This is a genomic window from Pseudothioclava nitratireducens (genome assembly GCF_029210495.1).
Classification (GTDB): Bacteria; Pseudomonadota; Alphaproteobacteria; order Rhodobacterales; family Rhodobacteraceae; genus Pseudothioclava; species Pseudothioclava nitratireducens.
On the sequence record NZ_JARGDK010000007.1, the window covers coordinates 155,999 to 179,151 of the forward strand.

Sequence of the window (23,153 nt, forward strand, 5' to 3'; positions counted from 1 at the left end):
CACGAAGGAGGTTCCCATGGCGCTGATTGACGATCTGATGACCCGTTCGGGCGGGGTGTGCGAGCTCTGCGGCAGCGCCGAGGGGCTGGACGCGGTGGCGCTCTCGGGGACCGACGAGTCCGTTCTGCTTTGCGCCACCTGCCAGTCCGAGGACGCCCCCGAGGCGCATTGGCGTTGCCTTGAGGGCGCGGCTTGGTCGCCGGTTGCCGCCGTGCAGGCGATGGCGTGGCGCAAGCTGGCCGAGGTCGGGACTGACTGGGCGCTCGAGGCACGCGCGGCGATGATGATGGAGCCCGAGGCGCAAGCCCTGGCCGAGGCGGGTGCGGGCGGCACCGAACACCGCGACAGCAACGGCGCGGTTCTGGAGCAGGGCGATACGGTCGTCCTCATCAAGGACCTGCCGGTCAAGGGCGCAGGTTTCACCGCCAAACGCGGCACCGCCGTGCGGGGCATCTCGCTTGTCCCCGACAACCCCGAGCATATCGAAGGCCGGGTCGAGGGGCAGCGCATCGTCATCCTCACGAAATTCGTGAAGAAGCGCTGAGCCGCGTCCCTCTCGCGGGCTCTTGACTTGTTTGGACAAGCGCGTAAATGGCGCTTGCGGGGGCGCAGTGGCCCCGTTTTCCTGACATGTGACCCATGAAACCGATTTCGATGTCTTCGGGCGATCTCTTGGCGGATCGCCGTGCCGATTATGCCGAGGCGATGGTGCAGACCGAGCCGGAGGCGGCGGCGGAGCTTTATGAGCAGGCGCTGGAGCGTGTGCCGGATTGGGTCGCGGGTTGGTATCGGCTGGGCGAGATTCGGGCCGGTGCGGGGCTGCCGGGCGCCGCAGCGGCGTTCGAGCGCGCGTTGGCGCTGGACCCCGAGGACCGTCTGGGCGCGGGCCTGCAACGCGATCTTCTGCGCGACACGCCGCTGGCGGATGCGATGCCCTCGGCCTTCGTCGAGACCCTCTTCGACCAATATGCGGGCGGCTTCGACGAGGCTCTTGTCGAGCGTCTCGATTACCGCGCGCCGCAGCTTCTCCGGGCCGGACTGGTCGCGCCTTACGGGCGGGTGCTGGACCTTGGCTGCGGGACCGGGCTGATGGGCGCGGAACTGCGCGCGGGGGCGGATTGGCTCGAAGGCTGGGATATCTCCGCCGAGATGCTGCGCGAAGCCGAGGCCAAGGGGCTTTACGACCGGCTGCTGAAGGCCGACCTCTCGGCGCTCGCGCCCGGCGAGACCGCGTTCGACCTGATCACGGCAGCGGATGTCTTTGCCTATCTCGGTGCGCTTGAGCAGATCGTCGGCTGGGTCGCGGGGGCGCTGGCACCGGGCGGGCGATTTGCCTTCAGCGTTGAGGCCCATCCCGGCCCCGAGCCGCTCATCCTGCGCGAAAGCCGCCGCTATGCCCATTCCGAGGCCTATATCCGGGACCTGATGGCGCAGGCCGGGTTCGAGGTGCAGATCGCGCGCGGCGTGCTGCGGATGGACCGTGGCGCGCCGATCGAGGGGCTGATCGTGCAGGCGCAACTTGCGCATCTGCGGCGCGATCTTCAGGGCGATGGCGAGGATTTCGCGCTGGCCTGAGGGGCGCTGCCCCTCTGGAGCCTCCGGCCCCATTCACCCCGGGATATTTCGGGCAGAATGAGAGGGTCAGGCGGTCTGCGCGGCCACCCAGTCGGCATAGTCCGCATTCACCGTGACCTCGTCAGCGGCGATCATCGGCACGTCATATGGGTGCAGCCGCGCGACTTCCGCCATCACCCGATCGCGCAGATCGGTCCGCGTCTTGAGCCAAAGCTGGGTCTCTGTTTCAACCTCGCGCACGCCCTGCCAAACGTAGTGGGATTGAAAGGCGGGGCCGATATTCGCGCAGGCGATCAGACGCGCGTCGAGAAGGGCCGCCGCGATGGTGCGCGCGACTTCGGGGGAGGGGGTGTAGGTGAGGAGGCGGAGGATGGTCATTCTGCGGCCTCGACTTGCGCGTCTTTCCAAGCTCCATAATTCATTCCCTTGCCATCGACTTGCCAGTCGGTTCGGCCATTCCGGCTAGTCCCAAACAAGAACACGGAGGCCGCGCTTGGGCTAGAGAAAGCCATATCTTCGACGAGGGTAAAGTTCGCGTCACCTGAATGAATGATCTGGCCGCTCTCGAAGGCTCGGTCTCTTTCCCCTTTCAGTTTTTCGAAGAAGGAGGGGCCTTCATGGTTGCTCCCTTGCGCCCCTGCCAAAACGACAAACTCACCGTCTACTTCGACGGCACGTGCTGAAATGCCTTTGTTGGCATGTGCCAAAGAGAAATAGGTTTGAGGACGATGGGGTTCGCCTACTTCGCTCTGTATTTGCGGCTTACGGAAAAAATCGACACCCACAACTGGAAGGACAAGCTGAAGTTCTTCGAGGAAGCTTTCCATGTCCGAGATGTCAGCCTCGGGGAGCTTGTCGAATGTCGGTTCCGTCTTGTTTCGAAGCTCACACTTTTTGGCGTCGCGCAAGAAAGTGATCATCCGGCCTTCGAGATACTTCACGTGAGCCTTCGTCAGGTTCATGTCTTTGTTCGTGATGGCGATGAAACGGTCCCAGTAATCTTTCTGGTCATCCTTCGAATGTGTTTTCAAACGAGCAGAGATGTCATCGCCTTCCCCCACATATACGGCAGGTAGTTCACCCGACAGGCTGTCACCGTATAGAATATAGACGCCAGTGCGTTTGAGCTCCTCGCGTTTCAGGGCCCCTTCAAGCCGTGTGCGTGGTGCAGACAGGACGTGCCCGGTCCAGTTCATAATTTCGGCTGTAAGGATTCCTGTGACGGTTCCTTCGGCTAGAAAAAGTCGGACAGAACGACCTTTACCCATCGGAATATTCCCTGAAATTAACTGCAAAGCCCCGCCAGTGGCGGGGCTTCGTTGTCTTTACCTTGTAAACTTCTTGTACTTCACCCGCTTGGGCTCGACCGCATCCGGGCCGAGGCGGCGGATCTTGTCTTCTTCGTAATCCTCGAAGTTGCCCTCGAAGAACTCGACATGGGCCTCGCCCTCGAAGGCGAGGATGTGCGTGCACAGCCGGTCAAGGAAGAAGCGGTCGTGCGAGATGATGATCGCACAGCCGGCGAAGTCTTCGATCGCCGCTTCCAGCGCCTGCAACGTTTCCACATCAAGGTCGTTGGTCGGTTCGTCGAGCAGCAGCACGTTGCCGCCCTCTTTGAGCAGTTTGGCCATGTGCACGCGGTTGCGCTCACCGCCCGACAGCAGGCCCACTTTCTTCTGCTGATCGCCGCCCTTGAAGTTGAAGCTCGAGCAATAGGCGCGCGAGTTCACCTGCGCGTCGCCCAGCACGATCTGCTCGGCCCCGCCCGAGATTTCCTCCCAGACGGTCTTGTTCGCGTCCAGCGCATCGCGCGACTGGTCGACATAGGACAGTTGCACGGTGTCGCCGATCTCGATCGAGCCGGCATCGGGTTTTTCCTGCCCGGTGATCATGCGGAACAGCGTCGATTTACCGGCGCCGTTCGGGCCGATCACGCCGACGATGGCGCCCGGCGGGATCGAGAAGCTCAGGTCCTCGATCAGTTGCTTGTCGCCCATATGCTTGGCCAGACCCTCGACCTCGATGACCTTGCCGCCAAGGCGCGGGCCGTTCGGGATGATGATCTGCGCGCGGGTGAGTTTCTCGCGCTCGGACTGATCGGCCATCTTTTCATAAGCCTGGATACGCGCCTTGGATTTCGCCTGACGGGCCTTGGCACCGGCGCGAATCCATTCGAGTTCCTTTTCCAGAACCTTCTGCTTGGCCTTGTCCTCGCGGGCCTCCTGCGCCAGCCGCTTGGCCTTTTGCTCGAGCCAGCTCGAATAGTTGCCCTCGTAGGGGATGCCCCGGCCACGGTCGAGTTCGAGAATCCAGCCGGTGATATCGTCGAGGAAGTAGCGGTCGTGGGTCACGCAGAGGATCGTGCCCTTGTAGTCGATCAGGTGCTTTTGCAGCCAGGCGATGGTTTCCGCGTCGAGGTGGTTGGTCGGTTCGTCGAGCAGCAGCATGTCGGGCGCCTCAAGCAGCAGCTTGCACAGCGCCACGCGGCGGCGCTCACCGCCCGACAGCGTCGAGACATCCGCGTCATCGGGGGGGCAGCGCAGGGCCTCCATCGCCACGTCGATCTGGCTGTCGAGATCCCACAGGTTCTCGGCGTCGATCTCGTCTTGCAGCTTGGCCATCTCCTCGGCGGTCTCGTCCGAGTAGTTCATCGCCAGTTCGTTATAGCGGTCGAGCTTGGCTTTCTTCTCGGCCACGCCCAGCATGACATTGTCGCGCACGTTCAGGCTCTCGTCGAGCTGCGGCTCCTGCGGGAGATAGCCGACCTTGGCGCCCTTCGCGGCCCAAGCCTCGCCGGTGAAGTCCTTGTCCCAGCCCGCCATGATACGCAGCAGCGTCGATTTACCCGCGCCGTTGACGCCGACCACGCCGATCTTCACGCCCGGCAGGAAGCTCAGGCGGATATTTTCGAAGCACTTCTTGCCGCCCGGATAGGTCTTGGAGACACCATCCATGTGGTAGACATACTGGTAGGACGCCATCGGATTACCTCTTTCGCGCGGGTGATTTGGGTTTGCGCCTAGATAGGGGAAATGCGCCTCCGGGGGAAGGGGGCGGGGCCCGATCACGGAAATCCCCGCAATGATCACGGGCACTCGCGCAAAGCTGATCGGGCGTGTGCGGCGAATTTCGACGATTTTTGCGGTTTCGCGCTTCGGGCAGGCGATAAAATCAAGTTGAATCAAATGCTTGATCTTCGTGTTGCTTCCGTCGCAATTGTTACCTCGCATTTTCGCACATATCGCGGTCAAATTTTCGGAATTTAAACATCGGCGCACATCGCTTTTCTTCTCCTCATCAACCGCCCGGATCGCAACAGCCCGGGCCAGATCATCAAAGGAGAAGTCCCATGCGTACCACTGCACTCGTTCTCGGCCTTGCCGCAGCCCTCACCGCCGGCGCCGCTTCGGCGCAAAGCTACAGCGCGGGCCATGCCCAGCTTGCCGCGCAACTCGGTGTGGATGCCTCGGCCTATACCACCGGCCAGCTTGCCGCCCTTCTGGCCAATGCCCGCGAGGGCGATGACGCGGCGGCCGTCGGCCTCGGTCTTGGCAATACCGGCGTTGGTGTGAGCCGTGGTCTGAGCCAGATCGCCGCGCAGATCGGTGTCGAGCCGGGTGCCTTTACCCCGGCCGATCTCTCGGTTCTCAAGGATGTGCAGCAGCGTGAGGGGGTAACGACCGATCTCGACATCGCCGCGGCACAACTGGCGCGCGCCGATGAAACCCCCGAGGTCTCGGCCGGTCAGGCCCAGCTTGCCGCCCGTCTTGGCCTCGATCCGAACGACTACACCGTGGCCGAACTGACCGCGCTTTACGTTCAGCGCTTCGACTCGACCGACTAAGCGATCGACCCAAAAACAAAGGCGGCCCAAAAGGCCGCCTTTCTTTCGCGTTCCGATCCGGGGATCAGGCGAGGGCGAGGTTCACCGCCGACTCACGACCGTCACGACCGCTTTCGAGGTCATAGGTCACAGCCTGACCGTCGTTCAGACCTTGCAGGCCCGAGCGTTCCACGGCGGAAATGTGGACGAAGATGTCCTTGCCGCCCGTTGCCGGTGCGATGAAGCCGTAGCCTTTGGTGGTGTTGAACCATTTCACGGTGCCGTTGGCCATCCGTAGTCTCCTTTTGATATGCCGCCCGCAGGATTGCGGCGGCCCGGCTCAGTCACGTCAAAATCGAGAACTGAGCCCCATGAAGGAGCGGATCGTCGAAAGAGATAGCGTCTTGCACGCCCCGTATAGGCGTTCCTGGCCGGATTCGCAACCTGTCTTGGCAAAACGGGTGCAGTCGGGCTGCTTTGCCTTGCGGTCAATCTGCGCTATGGCTCGGACAACAAGAGGCGCAGTCCGATGCTCGACACGATCCGTTCGCTCTACGAATCCCATACGCCGCGCGCGCATGCGTTCCGCTATGCGATCCTGATTTTCGATCTCGTGACGGTGGTTTTCGTGATCGTCACCTCCTTTTTCACCCATACGCTTGCGGTGGAGCTGATCGACGCGGTGATCGGCCTTGTGATCGTCGCGGATTTCACCGCCCGCTTTGCGATCTCCGATCACAAGCTGCGGTTCTGGACCCGTCCCGCCACCGCCGCTGACATCATCGCCATGGTGTCCTTCCTTGCGCCCATCGCGGGCGAGAGCTTTGGTTTTCTGCGCGTGCTGCGCACGTTGCGGCTCTTGCACACCTATCAGCTCTTGTCCCGGCTGCGGCAGGATTTCACCTTCTTTCGCAAGCATCAGGACGTGATCCTCGCCGCGATCAATCTGGGCGTGTTCCTGTTCGTGATGACCGGGCTGATCTACGCCACGCAATACGGTCGCAACGAGGATATCCGCAACTACGCCGACGCGCTCTATTTCACGGTGACGACGCTGACGACCACGGGTTTTGGCGACATCACGCTGCACGGCATGACGGGGCGGCTCCTGTCGGTGGCGATCATGATCTTCGGGGTCACCCTGTTCCTGCGTCTGGCGCAGGTGCTGTTTCGCCCGACCAAGGTCCGTTACGAATGCAAGACCTGCGGGCTGAGCCTGCATGATGCGGACGCGATCCATTGCAAACATTGCGGTGAGACGGTGCATATCGACACCGAAGGGCTTTACTGAGCCGCCTCGAACCGTTTGCGGGTGATGCCGCCCGCAGATCCCGCGATCCGCAAAAGCCGCCGCCGGTCCCCCGCCAACCCCGCTTCCAGCAGCCCCGCCAGCGCGCCCCGCGCCTTCAGATGCGGGACGAGGCCGGAATGGCTCTGATCGGTAAAGATCACCTGATCCACGCGCGGATGCGGGGCAAAGCGGGCCGCCTGCGCCCAGTCATCTTTCGCGCCGTGAAACAGATAGGCGTGACCCGCGCACGGGGCAGGGGCCACCGGCCAGCGCGGCGCGGGCAGCCGCGCGCACCACTCGGCCCAGCGGGTTTCTTCCGGGGCATGTTCGGGCAGCACCGAATATTGCGGCCCGAAGGCCAACACCAGATCGAGCGCCAGCGCATGCGCCGCCACCAGCGCCGAGAACGCCCCCATCGACAGACCGATTGCCGCGATCCGCTCAATCTCTGCGCGTGACGTGACCCATCCGACCGCGCCCGAAAGCGCCGCCTCGAACCCCGGATCGTTCGCCCAGGACCGGCTTTCATCACTCACGAAAAGCGCATGCCGCGCGCCCTGATCCCAAGCCGTGCCGACGAATTCGGGTGAGGGCCGTTGGTGCGGATCATGGCCGACCGAGGCGAAAGAGATCACCAGATCGCGCCCCGTGCCGGGCAGGTAGTCGACCGCGACAGGACCCGCGTCCCAGACCCGCTGGAACGGCGCGGGCGCGCTCACACGATGCGGCCCCAGAGGTCGTATTCGCTGGCCTCGTCCACCTCGACGGTCACCATATCGCCGGGGCTAAGTTCTTCGAAGCCTTCGTCGATGAACAGGTTCCCGTCGATCTCGGGCGCATCCGCGCGGGTCCGGCAGGTCGCGCCGTCCGCGTCCACCGTATCCACGATGACCTGCTGGTGCGAGCCGACCTTGGCTGCGAGTTTCGCCTCGGAAATCGCCTGCGCCTTCTCCATGAAACGGTCCCAGCGGTCCTGCTTGACCTCGTCGGGCACATGGTCGGGCAGATCGTTCGAGCGCGCCCCCGCGACGTTTTCGTATTGGAAACAGCCGACGCGGTCCAGTTGCGCCTCGTCCATCCAGTCGAGGAGATACTGGAACTCCGCCTCGGTTTCGCCGGGATAGCCGACGATAAACGTCGAGCGCAGGGTGATGTCGGGGCAGGCCGCGCGCCATGCGGCGATTTCATCAAGCGTCCTGGCCGAGGCCGCAGGCCGCGCCATGCGCTTGAGCGTATCGGGATGCGCGTGCTGGAAGGGAATATCCAGATAAGGCAGCACCAGACCCTCCGCCATCAGCGGGATCAGGTCGCGCACATGCGGGTAGGGGTAGACATAATGCAGCCGCACCCACGCGCCCGAGGGCTGGGCGAGCTTGCCCATCTCGCGGGCGAGATCGGTGATATGCGCGCGCGCCTCGCCATCCTTCCACGGGCTTGCCGCATGTTTGCGATCCACGCCATAGGCCGAGGTGTCCTGCGAGATCACCAGCAATTCCCGCACGCCCGCGTCGATCAGCTTTTCCGCCTCGCGCAGCACCGCATGGGCCGGACGGCTCACCAGCTTGCCGCGCATATCGGGGATGATGCAGAACTTGCAGTGGTGGTTGCAGCCCTCGGAAATCTTGAGATAGCTGAAATGGCGCGGGGTAAGTTTCACCCCCGTCGCCGGCAGCAGATCCACGAACGGATCGGGCGAGGGCGGCGCGGCGCTATGCACCGCATCGAGCACCTGCTCATATTGCTGCGGGCCGGTCACCGCGAGCACCTTGGGATGCACGCCGGTGATATAGTCGGGTTCCGCACCCAGACAGCCGGTCACGATCACCTTGCCATTCTCGCGCAGTGCCTCGCCGATCGCTTCAAGGCTCTCGGCCTTGGCGCTGTCGAGAAACCCGCAGGTGTTCACGATGACCGCATCCGCGCCCGCATAGTCCGGGCTGATCGCATAGCCTTCTGCGCGCAGCCGCGTCAGGATGCGCTCGCTATCCACCAGCGCCTTGGGGCAGCCAAGGCTCACCATCCCCACCTTCGGCTGGCCGGGGCGCGCGTCCTCTTCGATCCGCGCGCGGGGCGCGAGGTCGGGACGCAGGTTCGGAGGGTTCTGGCTCATGGGGCTGCCTTCTGAATTACGAAAGCGGGCCTCATCGACCCGCTCTTCATCGAGCTATTGATCGCCGGGCGCCGGAGGCCGCGCCCCCGGCACACAGGCCCGCTCAGCGTTTGCGGTCGCGGCGCGAGGACATCGGCTGGAACGCCACGCCCACATGCGCCTCGCAATAGGGTTTGCCGGGTTGCGAGGGCAGACCGCAGAACCAGAAATCCTCGGTCGCCGGGTCGCCGATCGGCCATTTGCAGGTCCGCTCGGTCAACTCCATCAGGCTGATCTTGCGGGCCTTCTTCTCGACCTCGCCAACCTTGGCCAGAGCCTCGGGGCTGATCTCATTGGCCGAGGGCTGCGGCGGCAGGGGCTGGCCCGCCGGGATGATCGGCTTGCGCAGCGGCGTCACATTGGTCGCGGGTTGCGCGGCCGGTTGCGACGCGGGCTCCGCGCGTGCGGGCGCGGCTGCGGCCGGTTGCGGCGCAGGCTTCGCGGTTTTCTTCGGTTCGGCCTCTGCGCGGGGCGCTGCGGCTTTCGGTTCCTTCGCGGCAGGCGCCGCCGGTTCCGAGCCACCGCCTGCGCGGTTCGACAGGCCAAGACGGTGCACCTTGCCGATCACGGCATTGCGCGTCACGCCGCCCAATTCCTTTGCGATCTGGCTGGCGGATTGGCCCTCACCCCACATCTTCTTGAGAATCTCGACGCGTTCATCGGTCCAGGACATGGGCACCTCTTGTTACTTCTCGCCCGCAGGGGCGATCTCGGCCGCTTCCCCATTCTATCGGGGACATGACGAGATACAAGCACCGCGCCCCGATTTCAAGGCTTGCCAGCGTCTTCCCCCACCGATTGCGGCGCATGGTCCCAAGGTGTTACGAGGGGGCGGCACTGAGAACGGGAGACCGCGAGATGTTCGACATGGGCGTGCGCCGCTTCGGGCGGGTGAACTGGCTGGGCATGACGATGCTGGCCTGGCGTGAGATCCTGCGCTTCACTTCGGTCTGGCAGCAGACATTGCTCGCGCCCCTGATCACGGCGGGGCTGTTCCTGACGGTGTTCGCGCTCGCCTTCGGGCAGAACCGCGCCGACGTGATGGGCGTGCCCTATCTGGCCTTTCTCGCGCCCGGCATCCTGATGATGACGGTGATCCAGAACGCCTTCGCCAATACCTCGAGCTCGATCCTCATCGCCAAGGTGCAGGGCAATATCGTCGACACGCTGATGCCGCCGCTCTCACCGCTGGAAACCCTTCTGGGATACCTCGCGGGATCGGTGACACGCGCACTCGCCGTCGCTGCGATCATCGCGCTCGGGATCGGGGTCACCATCGGCCAATGGCCCGCGCATCCGCTCTGGCTCATGCTGATCGTGGTGATGGGCGCGGTGCTGATGGGCGGGCTTGGCATCGCGGCGGCGATCTGGGCCAACAAGTTCGACCAGATGGCGGCGATCACCAACTTCATCGTGACGCCGCTGTCGTTCCTGTCGGGCACCTTCTACTCCGCCGAGGCGCTGCCGCCCGTGTTCTACGCGCTCACCCACTTCAACCCGGTCTTCTACCTGATCGACGGGGCGCGTTACGGGATGCTCGGCGTGTCGGATGCGAACCCGGCGCAGGGCCTCGCCGTCGTGGCACTCTTCGCGGGCGGCGTCAGCGCGGTCTGCTGGGCGTGGCTCAAAAGCGGCTACCGGATGAAGCCCTGAGACCCCGCGCATGGGGCCGCTGCCCCCAAACCCCCGGCGTCCTTGGGGTTTGATGAAAGGGCTTTACTTTCAGACAAGCCGGGCCTATCCGCTGTGCCCATGATCGTATCGAAGGCATATTCCCTCCGTCCCCGACGTCGCGCACCCCGCGCCTGACGTCCGATCCTGCGTGGCCAAAGGCCACATCCCCCTCGAAAACCCATCCCGGCCAAGCCGAAACCGTTGACAGCCCATGCGGCCTGTTGCACCCCTTGGCCTTCCTTTTCTGGAGTTCCGCGATGATCGCTTCCGTTTTGCCGACCTACAACCGTGCGCCCCTCGCCTTCGTCAAAGGCGCAGGCTCCTGGCTTGAGGCGGCGGATGGGCGCCGATTTCTGGATATGGGCGCAGGCATCGCGGTGAACGCGCTGGGCCACTCCAATCCCGATCTGGTCGCCACCCTGACCGAACAGGCGGGCAAACTCTGGCATGTCTCGAACCTCTACCAGATCCCCGAGCAAGAGGCGCTGGCCGACAAGCTCGTGGCCGAGAGCTTCGCCGATACCGTCTTCTTCACCAACTCGGGCACCGAGGCGGCGGAACTCGCGATCAAGATGGCGCGCAAATACTGGTATGAGAAAGGCCAGCCCGAGCGGATCGAGATCATCACCTTCGAGGGCGCCTTCCATGGCCGCTCGACCGGCGCGATTGCCGCCGCCGGGTCGGAGAAGATGGTCAAGGGCTTTGGCCCGCTGATGCCGGGCTTCACCCATCTCAAATGGGGCGACCATGACGCGCTGCGCGCCGCGCTCACCGACAAGACTGCCGCCGTGATGATCGAGCCGATCCAGGGCGAGGGCGGCATCCGCGTGGTGCCGGATCAATGCCTCAAGGGCCTGCGCGACCTCTGCGATGAGACCGGCGCGCTGCTGATCTTCGACGAGGTGCAATGCGGCGTGGGCCGCACCGGCAAGCTCTTCGCGCATGAATGGGCGGGCGTGACCCCGGACATCATGATGGTCGCCAAGGGCATCGGCGGCGGCTTCCCGCTGGGCGCGGTGCTCGCCACCGAAGAGGCGGCCTCGGGCATGGTCGCGGGCAGCCACGGCTCGACCTATGGCGGCAACCCTTTGGGCTGCGCGGTGGGGGGCAAGGTGCTCGACATCGTCGCCGACCCAGCCTTCCTCGATCAGGTCAACGCGCGCGCAGGCTTCATGCGCCAAAAGCTCGAAGCCCTCGTCGCGGCCCACCCCGCCACGTTCGAGGCGGTGCGCGGCCAAGGCCTGATGCTCGGCCTTAAATGCACCTGTGCGCCCGCCGATGTCGTGAATGCCGCCTATGCGCAGAACCTGCTGACGGTGCCCGCAGCGGATAACGTGCTGCGACTGCTGCCCGCGCTCAATATCTCCGAGGCCGACCTCGCCGAGGCCGTTGCCCGCCTCGACGCCGCTGCCACCCAACTCGAACAGGGCTGAACCACCTCATTCTGCCCCAAATATCCCGGGGGGAGGCCGCAAGGCCTCGGGGGCAGCGCCCCCTCGACCCCGCCCAAGAAAGACAAGACGATGAGACATTTCCTCGACATTCACACCACCGACCCGCAAGAGCTGCGCGCGATGATCGACCTTGGCCGCAAAATGAAAGAGGCCCGCAACGGTCGCCCCAAGGGCATGACCGATGACGACAAGCCGCTCGACGGCCACATGGTCGCGCTGATCTTCGAAAAACCCTCGACCCGGACCCGCGTTTCCTTCGACGTGGGCGTGCGCCAGATGGGCGGCCAGACCATGGTGCTCTCGGGCTCCGACATGCAACTCGGCCACGGCGAAACCATCGCCGACACCGCCCGCGTCCTGTCGCGCTACGTCGACCTGATCATGATCCGCACCTTCGAGGAGGAAACCCTCCTCGAAATGGCCGAATACGCCACCGTCCCGGTGATCAACGGGCTCACCAACCGCACCCACCCCTGCCAGATCATGGCCGACATTCTCACCTACGAGGAACATCGCGGCCCGATCACGGGCAAGAAGGTCGTCTGGTCGGGCGACGGCAACAATGTCTGCGCCTCCTTCCTGCATGCGGCGGGCCAGTTCGGCTTCGATCTGACCTTCACCGGCCCCAAAACCCTCGACCCCGAGCCGGAATGGATCGACTTCGCCCGCTCGAAAGGCGTCAAAGCCGAGATCGAGCGCGACCCGTTCAAGGCCGTGGACGGCGCCGATCTCGTCGTGACCGATACCTGGGTCTCGATGCACGACCCGGAATCCGCCAAAGAGCGCCGCCACAACCAGCTGCGCCCCTATCAGGTCAACGAAGAGCTGATGCGCCACGCCAAACCCGACGCGCTCTTCATGCATTGCCTGCCCGCGCATCGCAACGACGAGGCCACCAGCGAGGTCATGGACGGTCCCCATTCGGTGATCTTCGACGAGGCCGAAAATCGCCTCCACGCGCAAAAGGCGATCATGCGCTGGTGCCTTGAAAAGTAACCGGGCAGGGGGGCTCTGCCCCCCGCGCTGACGCGCTCCCCCCGGGATATTTAACGCGATTGGAATGAAAGAGCTTTTCCGCTTCCAATCGCTCCAAATATCCCGGGGTGAATTTTCCGAAGGAAAAGAGGGGCAGCGCCCCTAACCCCCGCGCGGTTTCGCGCGCAGTGTCGGGTCCGCCTCACGCGGGTTCTCGGGCCATGGGTGCTTGGGGTAGCGCCCGCGCATATCCTTGCGCACATCCGCGTAAGAGCCGTCCCAGAAGCCCGGCAGGTCCATCGTTACCTGAATTGGTTTCTGGCCCGGGCTGAGCAGCGTGATCCTGAGCGGCAGGCGTTTCGGCCCCACCGTCGGATGCTCGGTCACGCCGAACATCTCTTGCAGGCGGATCTCGATCCCCGGTGCCTCGCCCGCGTAGTCGATCGGCACGCTCCGCCCCAAGGGCGTCTCGAATTTCGCGGGCGCAAGCCGGTCCACAAGCTGCATCTGCTCCCAGTCGAGCGTCGCGCGCAGCGCATCTGTCACGTCGAGCCGGCGCAGCTCCGCCTCGCTCCGCTTGCCGCGCAGATAGGGCAGTAGCCACGCCTCGCCCCGCGCCAGCACATTCGTCTCGCTCAGATCGGGCAGATCCGCGCCTTGCCCGCGCAACAGCTCCACCCGCGCCCGGAACCGCTCGGCGGCGGGGGTCATGGGCAGCCCGATCTGGCGCAAGCCGTCCAGCGCGCCGCGCGCGAGCGCCTCGGGCGGGGCGTCCTTCCAGACACGATCATCCAGCACCAGCGCGCCGAAGCGCTCTTGCTTGCGCGCGATCACCTTGCCCTCGCGGCGCGACCATTCACAGACATCCTGCCAGTGGATCTGATCGCCATAGAGCCCACGCAATTCCGCCTCGGAGATCGCGCTCCCCTGCCGCAGCCGGGCCTCGCGCGGGTCGCCATCGAGATCGGTGGCCACGATCAGCCGCTCGGCGCCCAGCGGGTCGCCCTCGGGCGCGACCGCCCCCTTGCCACCCGAAAGCACATATCGCGGCTGATCGCCCTTGCGCCGGAGCCCGATCCGGTCGGGATAGGCCAGCGCCACCATCTCGGCGAGCGACAGTCGCGCCTCGGTCTCGGGCACCAGCCGGGCCAGCCGCTTCGCCTCAAGGCGGATGCGCTCGATCGTGCCGCGATGGGCGGGCCACGGGTGCCGTTCGGCATAGGCGCGTGGATCGCGCACGGCCTGCCAGCGCAGGCTCAGATCGGCGGGGGCACCCCGGATCGGATCGCGCTCGGCCAGCAGCGCGGCGAGCGGCGCGCCCTCTGGCCCCGCGCGCAGGAGCATATGCCCGAGCCGGGGATGCAGCGGTAGCCGCGCGAGCGAACGTCCGTGTGGGGTGATGTGCCCATCCTCCAAAGCGCCAAGCCCTTCGAGAAGCGCGCGGGCCTCGGCCAGCGCGCCCGCAGGCGGCGGCGTCAGAAACGCCAGATCGGCCCCGTCCGACCCCCACAGCGCCAGTTCCAGTGCCAGTCCCGAAAGGTCCGCCACCGCGATCTCGGGCGGGGCGAATGCGGGCAGCGCGCCCTCCGCGCCTCTGGTCCACATCCGGTAGCAGATGCCCTCGGCGACGCGCCCCGCGCGGCCCCGGCGTTGCTCGGCCTCGGCCCGGCTGACCGGCTCGGTGACCAGCCGCGCCATGCCCGAGCCGGGGTCGAAGCGCATCCGCCGTGCGCGCCCCGCATCGACCACCACGCGGATATCCTGAATGGTCAGCGAGGTTTCCGCGATCGAGGTCGCCAGCACGATCTTGCGCCCGCTTTCCGTCGGGCGGATCGCCGCGCGCTGGGCGGCGAACTCCATCGCGCCAAAGAGCGGGCGGATCGCCACATCGGGTCCGAACCGGCCCGCGAGCAGCCCCTCAACCCGGCGGATTTCCCCTTCGCCCGGCAGGAACACCAGCACGCCGCCCTCGGTCTCGGTGACGGCCTGTTCGATCAGCCCGGCCACCGCCGCCTCCAGACGCATCGCCTTGTCCACGGGGCGGTCGAGCCAGCGGGTCTCGACCGGGAAAGCCCGGCCCTCCGAGATCACCACCGGCGCATCGCCCAGAAGGGCCGCGACGGGTTCCGCATCGAGCGTCGCCGACATCACCACCAGTTTCAGGTCCTCGCGCAGGGCGCCGCGCACCTCCCATGTCAGCGCCAGCCCCAGATCGGCATTGAGCGATCGCTCATGGAATTCGTCGAAAATCACGCAGCCGATGCCCGAAAGCTCCGGGTCGGTTTGTAGCATTCGTGTGAGGATGCCCTCGGTCACCACCTCGATCCGGGTGGCTTTCGACACCTTCGTCTCGCCCCGGATGCGGTAGCCCACCGTTTGCCCGACCGGCTCGCCCAGCGTTTCGGCCATGCGCTCGGCGGCGGCGCGTGCCGCCAGCCTCCGGGGTTCGAGCATCACGATCCGGCCCTCGATCTCGGGCAAAAGCGCCAGCGGCACGCGCGTCGTCTTGCCCGCGCCGGGCGGGGCCATCAGCACGCAAACGCCCGCGCCGCGCAGCGCGCGGATAAGGCCCGGCAGGGCCTCGTCAATCGGCAAAGGCGTCAGGTCAGGTCGTGTCACCCGGCCCTTATCGCCGTTTCAGGCGGCCTTTGCCATAGATCGTATCGGTGGAGATTTCCTGCACCTGAAGCCGCCCGTCCCGGGTCGGCGCGTAAGTCAGGGTGAACTTCATCCGGCTTTTCTCGGCCATGTCCTTTTCCGAAAAGCCCGCAATCCGGCGATACTCGCCCGCGCAGACCACCCCGTCGCCCGATTGCTGGGGCGCGGACAGCGCGACCTGCGTGCGGCGCGCGCCGTCGAACATCGTCGCGTTGAACTTGCAGGCCTGATCGCGGTCCACATCGCGCAAGACCGCATAGAGCGCGGTCAGCGGGTCGATGGTGCCCGACTGGGTCGAGGGCGCGACATCGGTCGCACGCGGCTTGCGCTCGGGCGTCTGCACGACCTTCACCGGCGTGCCGGACTTGTAGCTCATCTCGAACGTGGACTGGCGCTTGGGCGTGTCGGCCTTTTCGGTATATTTGACGGGGGTAAAGCGCGACCCTTCCGCGCCATAGACCGCCGCCTCATAGCGGATCTTGCGGATCGCCCCCACCAGCCCGGTCGTTTCCAGCACCCCATTGGCCGAATATCGCGCGCCGTCCGAGACCCCGTTGATCGCCAGACGCCCCGCCCGAATGCCCTTCAGCTCCACATCGAACACGATCGCGTCCTTCTGTTCGGACATCGCCGGGGCCGCGAGACCCAGACCCATAACAGCCGCCAGAAGCGGGGCCGTCAGCATCGCACCAATACGCAGAACCATCGTCACACCTCACAAAACAGGTTTCCGCTCTGGACATATACCGCCCCGAGCGGGCAAGAAACCGAAAGCCCTTCACATTTGGTGACGGTTTCGTCATCTTCCAACCCCTTTGCCGATCCCGAGGCCCCGATGACCGCGCAATTGCCCCCCGACATGGCCCAGAAAATCCTCGCCGGAGACCGCCGCTCGCTGGCGCGGGCGATCACGCTGGTCGAGTCCGGGCGGGCCGATCACCGGGCGCAGGCGGCGGCGCTTCTGGAACAGCTCGCAGGCAGCGGGCGGCAGGCGTTGCGGATCGGTCTGTCGGGCACGCCGGGGGTTGGCAAATCGACCTTTATCGAGAGCTTCGGGATGATGCTGACCGCGCAGGGCTTGCGCGTGGCGGTGCTGGCCGTGGACCCGTCCTCGGCGCGCTCGGGCGGCTCGATCCTTGGCGACAAGACCCGGATGGAGCGCCTCTCGCGCGACCCCATGGCCTTCATCCGCCCCTCGCCCTCTCAGGCGCACCTGGGCGGTGTGGCGCGCCGCACCCGCGAGGCGGTTTCGCTCTGCGAGGCGGCGGGGTTCGATGTTGTGCTGATCGAAACCGTGGGCGTTGGCCAGTCGGAAACTCTGGTCGCCGAGATGACCGACCTCTTCATCCTGCTGATGGCGCCTGCGGGCGGCGACGAGCTTCAGGGCGTCAAGCGCGGCATCATGGAGATGGCCGACATGATCCTTGTGAACAAGGCCGATGGCGATCTCAAACCCGCCGCGATGCGCACCGTTTCGGATTACGCGGGCGCGCTCCGGCTCTTGCGCAAGCGGTCGCAGGACCCCGAGGGCTTCCCCAAGGCGCTCCCGGTCTCGGCACTGGCCGAGGACGGGTTGCAAAAGGCGTGGGACGAGATGACCGCGCTGGCCACATGGCGGCGCGAAAACGGGCATTTCGACCGCTGCCGGGCCGAGCAGGCGCGCCACTGGTTCGAGGCCGAGGTCCGTGAGGGGTTGCTCGCGCGGCTCCACTCTGACCCGGCCATCCGCGCCAAGATGCAAAGCCTTGGCGACGCGGTGGCGGCGGGTCAGTCCGCGCCCGCCGCGGCGGCGGCTGAGATGCTGGGGCTTTTGGGCGCGTAACGAAAGGGGCGGATAACCCGCCCCTTTGCACAGCTTAATCCGGCTTTCGCCCGATCAGCGTGCGTAGCACTTCGATTTCTTGCCGAACCCGGCGGGCGAGCAGACCCAGCTCCCGGTGCCCGGCGAGGCGCTGCTCACCGTCATGCGGGCCTTGTCATTCGCATCGCGCTTGGCCAGCCAGTCATGCTTGACAGCGCCTTTGCCCGCGACCGATTTGGTCACGATCTTGGTCACGTTCAGGTCCAGCACACCGGCCTGTTGGGCCGAAGCGGCGCCCGCGCAGAGCGTCGCGCTTACCAAAGCTGCGCCAAGCGCCCGAGCGGGGATCTTGAAAATCACGGTCATCTGCATCGCCTCGATTTGGCAAACTCTCCCGCACCGGAGCCTTGAGAAGGGACGGGGGTTCATTCTCGGATTTGGCCCCAGATGCGTTAAAAAAGGTCTAACAATCAAGAGGCGCAGCACTGGGGCGGAAATCGGGCAATCCTGTGACCTTTGGCCGAAATGGAAAATGCCGGGAAAATCCCGGCATTTTCAGTGTCTTGCGGGCGCTCAACTCATGGGCGAGTTTTCGCCGACCCTCCCGAAATCAATCGAGAATCTGGTTTTTCACGCGCCAGTCGGGCATCCCGAAGCCTTCGGGCCACGGGTAAACCTCGGGTTGGTTGAAATAGACCACGCCCACGAGACCCGGATAATCCGGTTTTTCCTGACGCACGTTGTTCTCCCAGGCCTTGACGTAATCTTCCTTGCCGACATAGCCCAGTTCCGCCACAACGACCGGCTTGCCATATTGCGCGGCACGCTCGTAGCGCGGCCCGAAGATGTCGTCAAAGCTGCGATCACCGCCGTGTTTCGCCTGATCCCAAGCCTGAAGACCAAAGACCGAGACGCCCACCAGATCGGCGTAATCGTCGCCCGGATAGTAGTCTTCCATCCCTTCGTCACCCAGCGGCGACCACATCACCGAGATATTCGGCGCCGAGGCGCGGCAGATGTCGATCATGTGGCGATAGGCCGAGATGTAGTCCTCCGGCTGCCAGCCCGCCCAGATGAACTGACCGTTATCGTCATCCATCTCATGCGCGAAGCGCAGCGTCACCGGGCTGCGCAGCGTGCCAAGCACATCGCAGACCGCCTTCATGTTGCCGTCATAGGCCCCCGAGGCGATCCCCCGGCGCAGATATTGCGCGGTGTTGCGCTCGCTGCGCGACCATGTCCACGGCTCCAGCGTCACCAGAAGCGCGCGCTCGCGCTCATAGGCATAGTCATCCGCATCGTTGAGCGAGGGCAGGTAAACGTCTTCCCACGGCAGGAACAGATGCTCGATCACCACGCCCGAATCAGCCGCGAAATCGCCGTCCGGATCATAGACCCCGAAGGGCAGCGATCCGGGCGGGGCGGCGCTGGCCGCGCCCACCCCAAATGCCAGCAGCGCTGCTGCCACGAACGGCCCGGCCTTGCGGGCCGCGCCATGTTTTTGCCGATCAGTGTTGCGTTTCATGGTCTTCCTCCTGCGCGCGTGATGCGCGACCCTAATTCCCCCAGAAGGGCGCAAAGCGGAACCGGACCTCGCCCGGTTTGCCCGCCCCGGCCCCTGACACGACGTATTCCGCTTGCGTGATCCGCAGCGGCTCCAGCCCGTAGGCGAGCGCCTGCAAGCTCTCGCCCCCGCGCAGCCAAAGCGCCCCGCCGGTCAGCCCGGCCAGCACGCAAACAGTCGCACCCTGCATCAGGACAGTGCGCCCCTGATCCCGCCAGCCAATGCCGTTTTCGCGCAGGTGGCGGATGACGATCACGGCCAGCAAGCTCATGTATAATATAGTGTTTACCAGCGAGAGCATGTAGAAGCCGCGCGCTTGTGTCACATCCCCGATAAGCAGCACCGGCGCCACCGCGCCAAGCGCCAGCAGCGCGTAAAGCGCGATGATCTTGCCGGGCAGTTGCGGGGTTGCCGCCTCGCCCTTGGGCGTGATGCGGAAATCCACGAAATGCCCCGTGACCCGGTCGCGCACCGCCATCAGGCAGCCCCACAGCACCCATGGCCATTGCAGCGCCACGAACAGCGCCTTTTCCCAGGCCAGAACGCGCGCCGTGCGCGGGCGCATGAACCCGTCCGCGCGCAGCACATAGGCAAACAGGATCATCGCCGCGACCGCGGGCAGCGAATGGCCAAGGAAGGACGGGTAGGTCACATCCGCGAACCGCATGTCGAAGACAATCGCGGCGATCGGCAGAAAATACATCAACAGCATCGTCAGCGCGAAGAACACATACCAACTCTGGCACAGCAGAAACAGGAACCGCAGCCGCCCCGGCAACCGTCCCAGATAGCCCGGCGTGTAGCGCAAGAGCAGGCTCAAGAGGCTCCGCGACCACTGGAACTCCTGCGTGATCAGGTCGGGCAGCGTCGCCGGGCCATCGCCGATCGCAATCGCGTCGATCGCATGCACGCCGCGCCAGCCGCCCGAGGCCATCAGCATCGTGGTCGAATGATCCTCGGCCAGTTCCGGGCCAAGCCCGCCCACCTCGCGCAGCGCCGCCGTGCGCACCGCGTAATGCGAGCCGATGCACATCGGCGTCAGCACTGCCGTGTAGCCGGTCTGAAAGACGCCATGGAACGCCGCCTCGGAGTAAAGCCGCGTGCGCGCCGACCAGCTTTGCGCCGCGTTGGACGCACAGATTGACGGTGCGCTCACATAGCCCACTTCCGGGTCGGCGAAAGGGCGCAGCATCTCGCGCAGATAGCCCGGCTGGGGCACGTGATCGGCGTCGAGCTGGCTGACGACATCATAGTCGTCATAGCCCCAATGGTCGTAAAAATAGGCGAGGTTGCCCTCTTTGCAGCGCGTCCGGCGGGGCCATTCTGCACGGTGATACGCTTCGACCCCGAAGCGCGAGGAAATCTGCACCCCATGCGCCGCACACCAGGCGCGGGTCTCCTCCGAGGGCGCCTCATCCGCAAGCCATGTGTCATGCGGGTAATCCTGCGCAAGCATCGCTTCGAGCGTCTTTTGCACGACCGAGAACGGCTCGGACGGGGTCTTGGTGGTGATCATCGCCACCCGCCACGCGCCCGGCACCGGGTCAGGCGCGCTTGACCGCCGCGCTTGCAGGAAGACCACCACGAAATAGGCCTGCATCCCCCAGATCCAGACCATCGCCGCCGTAATCAGCCAATATCGCAGCGGTTCAATCACATGCGCCGGTTGCAGCCACCACGACCAGAACCAGCCCGCCGCCACCAGCCAGAGCGCCACGATCCCATGATATTTGAGCGCGCGCCGCCCGGTCAGGAGCGGCGTCAGATAGGGGCGCTCGGCCAAGGGCCTGCGGGTATAGGGGTGCGGCTCTGGCCGCATCTGCGGCACGGGCGGCTCCGGGCGCACCGCCTCGGGCGCGGGGTCTGATCTGGGGGGCGGGGGCGTCATCGCGGTCACCTGAATTCACCCCGCAAGGGCGCGCGCATGTCCGAACCATGGCGCGGCATGGGCCACGATCTGATCGAGATCGGTATAGCGCGCGGCAAAGCCCAAGGTCTCGCGCGCCTTCGAGGGATCCGCGGTCAACTCCGCCGGGTCGCCCGCGCGGCGCGCCTCTGCGATCACCGGCACCGGGCGGCCCGTCACGCGCTCCACCGCCGCGATCACCTCGCGCACCGAACTGCCCCGGCCCGTCCCGAGATTCAGCGCCACCGAGCCACGCCCCGCCGCCAGATGATCGAGCGCGCGCAGATGCGCCTCGGCCAGATCGTCCACATGGATGTAGTCACGGATGCAGGTGCCATCGGGCGTCGGATAATCCGTCCCGAAAATCCGCAACGGCCCGGCTTCGCCACTCGCCGCCATAAGCGCGAGCGGGATCAGATGCGTCTCGGGGTCGTGACGCTCGCCGATCTCACCCTCGGGGTCGGCCCCGGCGGCGTTGAAATAGCGCAGCGCCGCGAACTCGATCCCATGCGCCACCGCCGCATCGCGCAGCATCCACTCGCAGGCCAGCTTGGTCCGCCCATAAGGGTTGATCGGCGCCTGCACCATGTCCTCGGTGATCGGCAACTGCGCGGGCGTGCCATAGGTCGCACAGCTCGACGAGAACACGATCCGGCCCACGCCCACGGCCTCCATCGCCTCCAAGAGCGCAATCATCCCGCCCAGATTGTTGTCGTAATAGGTCTCGGGCGCGCCCACGCTCTCGCCGACATAGGCCAGCGCCGCGAAATGGATCACCGCCTCGATCCGATGCGCGCGCAGCGCCGCTTCGAGCGTCACCCGGTCGCGCAGATCGCCCTCGACCAGCGGCCCCCATTTCACCGCATCCGCATGCCCGCGCGAGAGGTTGTCATAAACCACCACCTCCGCACCCGCCCGTGCCAGCGCCTTGCAGCAATGCGACCCGATATAGCCCGCGCCCCCCGTCACCAACACGCGGCGCGGCAGATCGGGCAGGGCGGGCAGCTGTGATGTCACGCCAGACGCTCCTCGGGTTTGTTGCGGGCATTGCGGGCCACTTCACTCATGAAATAGGCGATGGTCGGCACCAGCCCCTCGCGCAGCGGCACTTTGGGCGCCCAGCCCAGCACCGCCTTGGCGCGGGTAATATCGGGCCGACGCTGGCGCGGATCGTCGCGCGGCAATTCACGGTAGCTCACCGTCGATTGCGTGCCGGTCATCTGCAACACGATATCGGCCAGTTGCGCGATGGTGAACTCGCCCGGATTCCCAAGATTGACCGGGTCCGGTCCCACCTTGTCGGAATTCATCAGCGCGATCAGCCCGTCGATCAGATCGTCCACATAGCAGAAAGAGCGCGTCTGCTGCCCGCTGCCATAGATGGTCAGGGTCTCGCCGGTCAGGGCCTGCATGATGAAGTTCGACACCACGCGCCCGTCCTCTGGGTCCATGCGCGGGCCATAGGTGTTGAAGATGCGCGCGATACGAATGTCCACGCCGCGCTCTTCATGGGTGTCGTGGAACACCGTCTCGGCGGCGCGCTTGCCCTCGTCGTAGCACGAGCGCGGCCCGATGGTATTCACCAGCCCCCGATAGCTCTCGGGCTGCGGTGTCACCTCCGGGTCGCCATAAATCTCCGAGGTCGAGGCCTGAAGGATGCGCGCGCCTTTCTCCTCGGCGATCCGCAACAGGTTCAGCGCCCCGAAGACCGAGGTCTTGAACGTGTGCAGCGGGTCGATCTGATATTTCGGCGGCGAGGCCGGGCAGGCCAGATTGTAGATCTGCGCGACATCTTCCAACAGCTCGAAAGGTTCGACGATGTCATGGAGCACAAAGGCAAAGCAGGGGTGGTCCATCAGGTGCGAAATATTCTCGAGCCGCCCCGTCGAGAGGTTATCGACGCAGATCACCCGGTGTCCCGCCGCGATCTGGCGGTCGCACAGATGCGAGCCCAGAAACCCGGCGCCGCCCGCGACGATCACGGTGCGCCCGGACGCGCCCGGCATACAGGGTTCGCGGTCATCGCCTGTCTCGGATTTAACGTCGCGCAGCCGCGGTAATGCGGCCCCGAAATGCGGATGGATCAAGGTCTTTTCAACTGGCATTTCGTCGTGTCCTCCCCCAGAACCGACAACCGGCGATTGCACCGATACCCTTTTCCGATCAGAGCGCTGACCTGACACTCATACGCGCCTCACACGGTGCAAAAATCTCCAGCAATCAAAATGTTATGCTTTAAATCTGGCGGTGTAATTGATGTGTCGCAAGGGTAGGATTAATAAA

The 23,153-nt window shown here is 65.2% G+C and carries 22 protein-coding genes; 8 read left to right on the forward strand and 14 right to left on the reverse strand.

Features of this window, described 5'->3' with window-relative positions; genetic code table 11:
- Positions 1-16: 16 nt before the first annotated feature.
- Positions 17-544, forward strand: coding sequence for a PhnA domain-containing protein (locus tag P0X85_RS10295; RefSeq protein WP_275812424.1), 528 nt, complete (start codon positions 17-19; stop codon positions 542-544).
- Positions 545-639: 95 nt separating this feature from the next.
- Complete coding sequence (locus P0X85_RS10300; protein ID WP_275812427.1) at positions 640-1,575, forward strand: class I SAM-dependent DNA methyltransferase; 936 nt, start codon at positions 640-642, stop codon at positions 1,573-1,575.
- 66 nt (positions 1,576-1,641) lie between these two features.
- On the opposite strand, the gene cutA is transcribed toward P0X85_RS10300, so the two are convergent.
- From cutA to ettA, 3 genes are read right to left on the reverse strand one after another with little or no spacing between them, the layout of a single operon-like run.
- The gene (gene cutA / locus P0X85_RS10305; RefSeq protein WP_275812430.1) at positions 1,642-1,953 is read right to left on the reverse strand and encodes a divalent-cation tolerance protein CutA; all 312 of its coding nucleotides are present in this window, start codon (positions 1,951-1,953) and stop codon (positions 1,642-1,644) included.
- Positions 1,950-2,843 carry a GIY-YIG nuclease family protein gene (locus tag P0X85_RS10310; RefSeq protein WP_275812433.1) on the reverse strand — a complete coding sequence of 298 codons (894 nt, stop codon included), beginning with the start codon at positions 2,841-2,843 and terminating at the stop codon, positions 1,950-1,952. Before P0X85_RS10310 ends, cutA begins: the two co-directional genes overlap by 4 nt.
- A 57-nt stretch (positions 2,844-2,900) precedes the next feature.
- Positions 2,901-4,556: an energy-dependent translational throttle protein EttA gene (gene ettA, locus P0X85_RS10315; RefSeq protein ID WP_275812436.1), complete on the reverse strand. Its 1,656-nt coding sequence runs from the start codon at positions 4,554-4,556 to the stop codon at positions 2,901-2,903.
- A 368-nt stretch (positions 4,557-4,924) separates the two neighbouring features.
- Here ettA and P0X85_RS10320 point away from each other — a divergent pair, with 368 nt between their 5' ends.
- Positions 4,925-5,419: a hypothetical protein gene (locus P0X85_RS10320; protein WP_275812439.1), complete on the forward strand. Its 495-nt coding sequence runs from the start codon at positions 4,925-4,927 to the stop codon at positions 5,417-5,419.
- A 64-nt stretch (positions 5,420-5,483) separates the two neighbouring features.
- Here P0X85_RS10320 and P0X85_RS10325 read toward each other — a convergent pair whose 3' ends face one another.
- On the reverse strand, positions 5,484-5,690 hold the full coding sequence (locus P0X85_RS10325; RefSeq protein ID WP_275812442.1) for a cold-shock protein: 207 nt from the start codon (positions 5,688-5,690) through the stop codon (positions 5,484-5,486).
- Positions 5,691-5,927: 237 nt separating this feature from the next.
- On the opposite strand from P0X85_RS10325, the gene P0X85_RS10330 reads away from it, so the two are divergent.
- On the forward strand, positions 5,928-6,689 hold the full coding sequence (locus P0X85_RS10330) for a potassium channel family protein (RefSeq protein ID WP_275812445.1): 762 nt from the start codon (positions 5,928-5,930) through the stop codon (positions 6,687-6,689).
- Here the strand turns inward: P0X85_RS10330 and P0X85_RS10335 are convergent.
- The 3 genes from P0X85_RS10335 to P0X85_RS10345 form a co-directional block, all read right to left on the reverse strand.
- Positions 6,683-7,408 (reverse strand): hypothetical protein, encoded by a 726-nt coding sequence (locus tag P0X85_RS10335; protein ID WP_275812448.1) that lies wholly within the window; start codon positions 7,406-7,408, stop codon positions 6,683-6,685. The two genes, P0X85_RS10330 and P0X85_RS10335, sit on opposite strands and share 7 nt — an antisense overlap.
- Positions 7,405-8,799: a 30S ribosomal protein S12 methylthiotransferase RimO gene (gene rimO / locus P0X85_RS10340; RefSeq protein ID WP_275812451.1), complete on the reverse strand. Its 1,395-nt coding sequence runs from the start codon at positions 8,797-8,799 to the stop codon at positions 7,405-7,407. The genes P0X85_RS10335 and rimO overlap by 4 nt, the downstream gene beginning before the upstream one ends.
- A gap of 103 nt (positions 8,800-8,902) precedes the next feature.
- Complete coding sequence (locus P0X85_RS10345; protein ID WP_275812454.1) at positions 8,903-9,511, reverse strand: GcrA family cell cycle regulator; 609 nt, start codon at positions 9,509-9,511, stop codon at positions 8,903-8,905.
- Positions 9,512-9,705: 194 nt separating this feature from the next.
- On the opposite strand from P0X85_RS10345, the gene P0X85_RS10350 reads away from it, so the two are divergent.
- The 3 genes from P0X85_RS10350 to argF all read left to right on the forward strand — a co-directional run bounded on the left by P0X85_RS10350 (position 9,706) and on the right by argF (position 12,962).
- Positions 9,706-10,491: an ABC transporter permease gene (locus tag P0X85_RS10350; protein ID WP_275812548.1), complete on the forward strand. Its 786-nt coding sequence runs from the start codon at positions 9,706-9,708 to the stop codon at positions 10,489-10,491.
- 278 nt (positions 10,492-10,769) lie between these two features.
- Positions 10,770-11,945, forward strand: a complete 1,176-nt coding sequence (locus tag P0X85_RS10355) for an aspartate aminotransferase family protein (protein WP_275812457.1) — start codon at positions 10,770-10,772, stop codon at positions 11,943-11,945.
- A 90-nt stretch (positions 11,946-12,035) separates the two neighbouring features.
- Entirely contained in the window at positions 12,036-12,962 is a 927-nt protein-coding gene (gene argF / locus P0X85_RS10360) for an ornithine carbamoyltransferase (RefSeq protein WP_275812460.1), read from the forward strand.
- Positions 12,963-13,103: 141 nt separating this feature from the next.
- Here argF and hrpB read toward each other — a convergent pair whose 3' ends face one another.
- On the reverse strand, positions 13,104-15,560 hold the full coding sequence (hrpB, locus tag P0X85_RS10365) for an ATP-dependent helicase HrpB (RefSeq protein ID WP_420851823.1): 2,457 nt from the start codon (positions 15,558-15,560) through the stop codon (positions 13,104-13,106).
- Between the two features lie 7 nt (positions 15,561-15,567).
- On the reverse strand, positions 15,568-16,305 hold the full coding sequence (locus P0X85_RS10370) for a DUF3108 domain-containing protein (RefSeq protein ID WP_275812464.1): 738 nt from the start codon (positions 16,303-16,305) through the stop codon (positions 15,568-15,570).
- 129 nt (positions 16,306-16,434) lie between these two features.
- Here P0X85_RS10370 and meaB point away from each other — a divergent pair, with 129 nt between their 5' ends.
- The gene (gene meaB / locus P0X85_RS10375) at positions 16,435-17,421 is read left to right on the forward strand and encodes a methylmalonyl Co-A mutase-associated GTPase MeaB (RefSeq protein ID WP_275812467.1); all 987 of its coding nucleotides are present in this window, start codon (positions 16,435-16,437) and stop codon (positions 17,419-17,421) included.
- Positions 17,422-17,475: 54 nt separating this feature from the next.
- Here meaB and P0X85_RS10380 read toward each other — a convergent pair whose 3' ends face one another.
- From P0X85_RS10380 to P0X85_RS10400, 5 genes are all read right to left on the reverse strand, one after another.
- On the reverse strand, positions 17,476-17,766 hold the full coding sequence (locus P0X85_RS10380) for a hypothetical protein (protein ID WP_275812470.1): 291 nt from the start codon (positions 17,764-17,766) through the stop codon (positions 17,476-17,478).
- Positions 17,767-18,010: 244 nt separating this feature from the next.
- A complete protein-coding gene (locus tag P0X85_RS10385; protein ID WP_275812473.1) occupies positions 18,011-18,925 on the reverse strand; it encodes a glycoside hydrolase family 26 protein in 915 nt (304 codons plus the stop codon).
- A gap of 31 nt (positions 18,926-18,956) precedes the next feature.
- On the reverse strand, positions 18,957-20,783 hold the full coding sequence (locus P0X85_RS10390; protein ID WP_338030528.1) for a glycosyltransferase family 2 protein: 1,827 nt from the start codon (positions 20,781-20,783) through the stop codon (positions 18,957-18,959).
- An 84-nt stretch (positions 20,784-20,867) separates the two neighbouring features.
- Complete coding sequence (galE, locus tag P0X85_RS10395) at positions 20,868-21,857, reverse strand: UDP-glucose 4-epimerase GalE (RefSeq protein WP_275812555.1); 990 nt, start codon at positions 21,855-21,857, stop codon at positions 20,868-20,870.
- Positions 21,858-21,883: 26 nt separating this feature from the next.
- The gene (locus tag P0X85_RS10400) at positions 21,884-22,876 is read right to left on the reverse strand and encodes a UDP-glucuronic acid decarboxylase family protein (RefSeq protein ID WP_275812558.1); all 993 of its coding nucleotides are present in this window, start codon (positions 22,874-22,876) and stop codon (positions 21,884-21,886) included.
- Positions 22,877-23,153 lie beyond the last annotated feature (277 nt).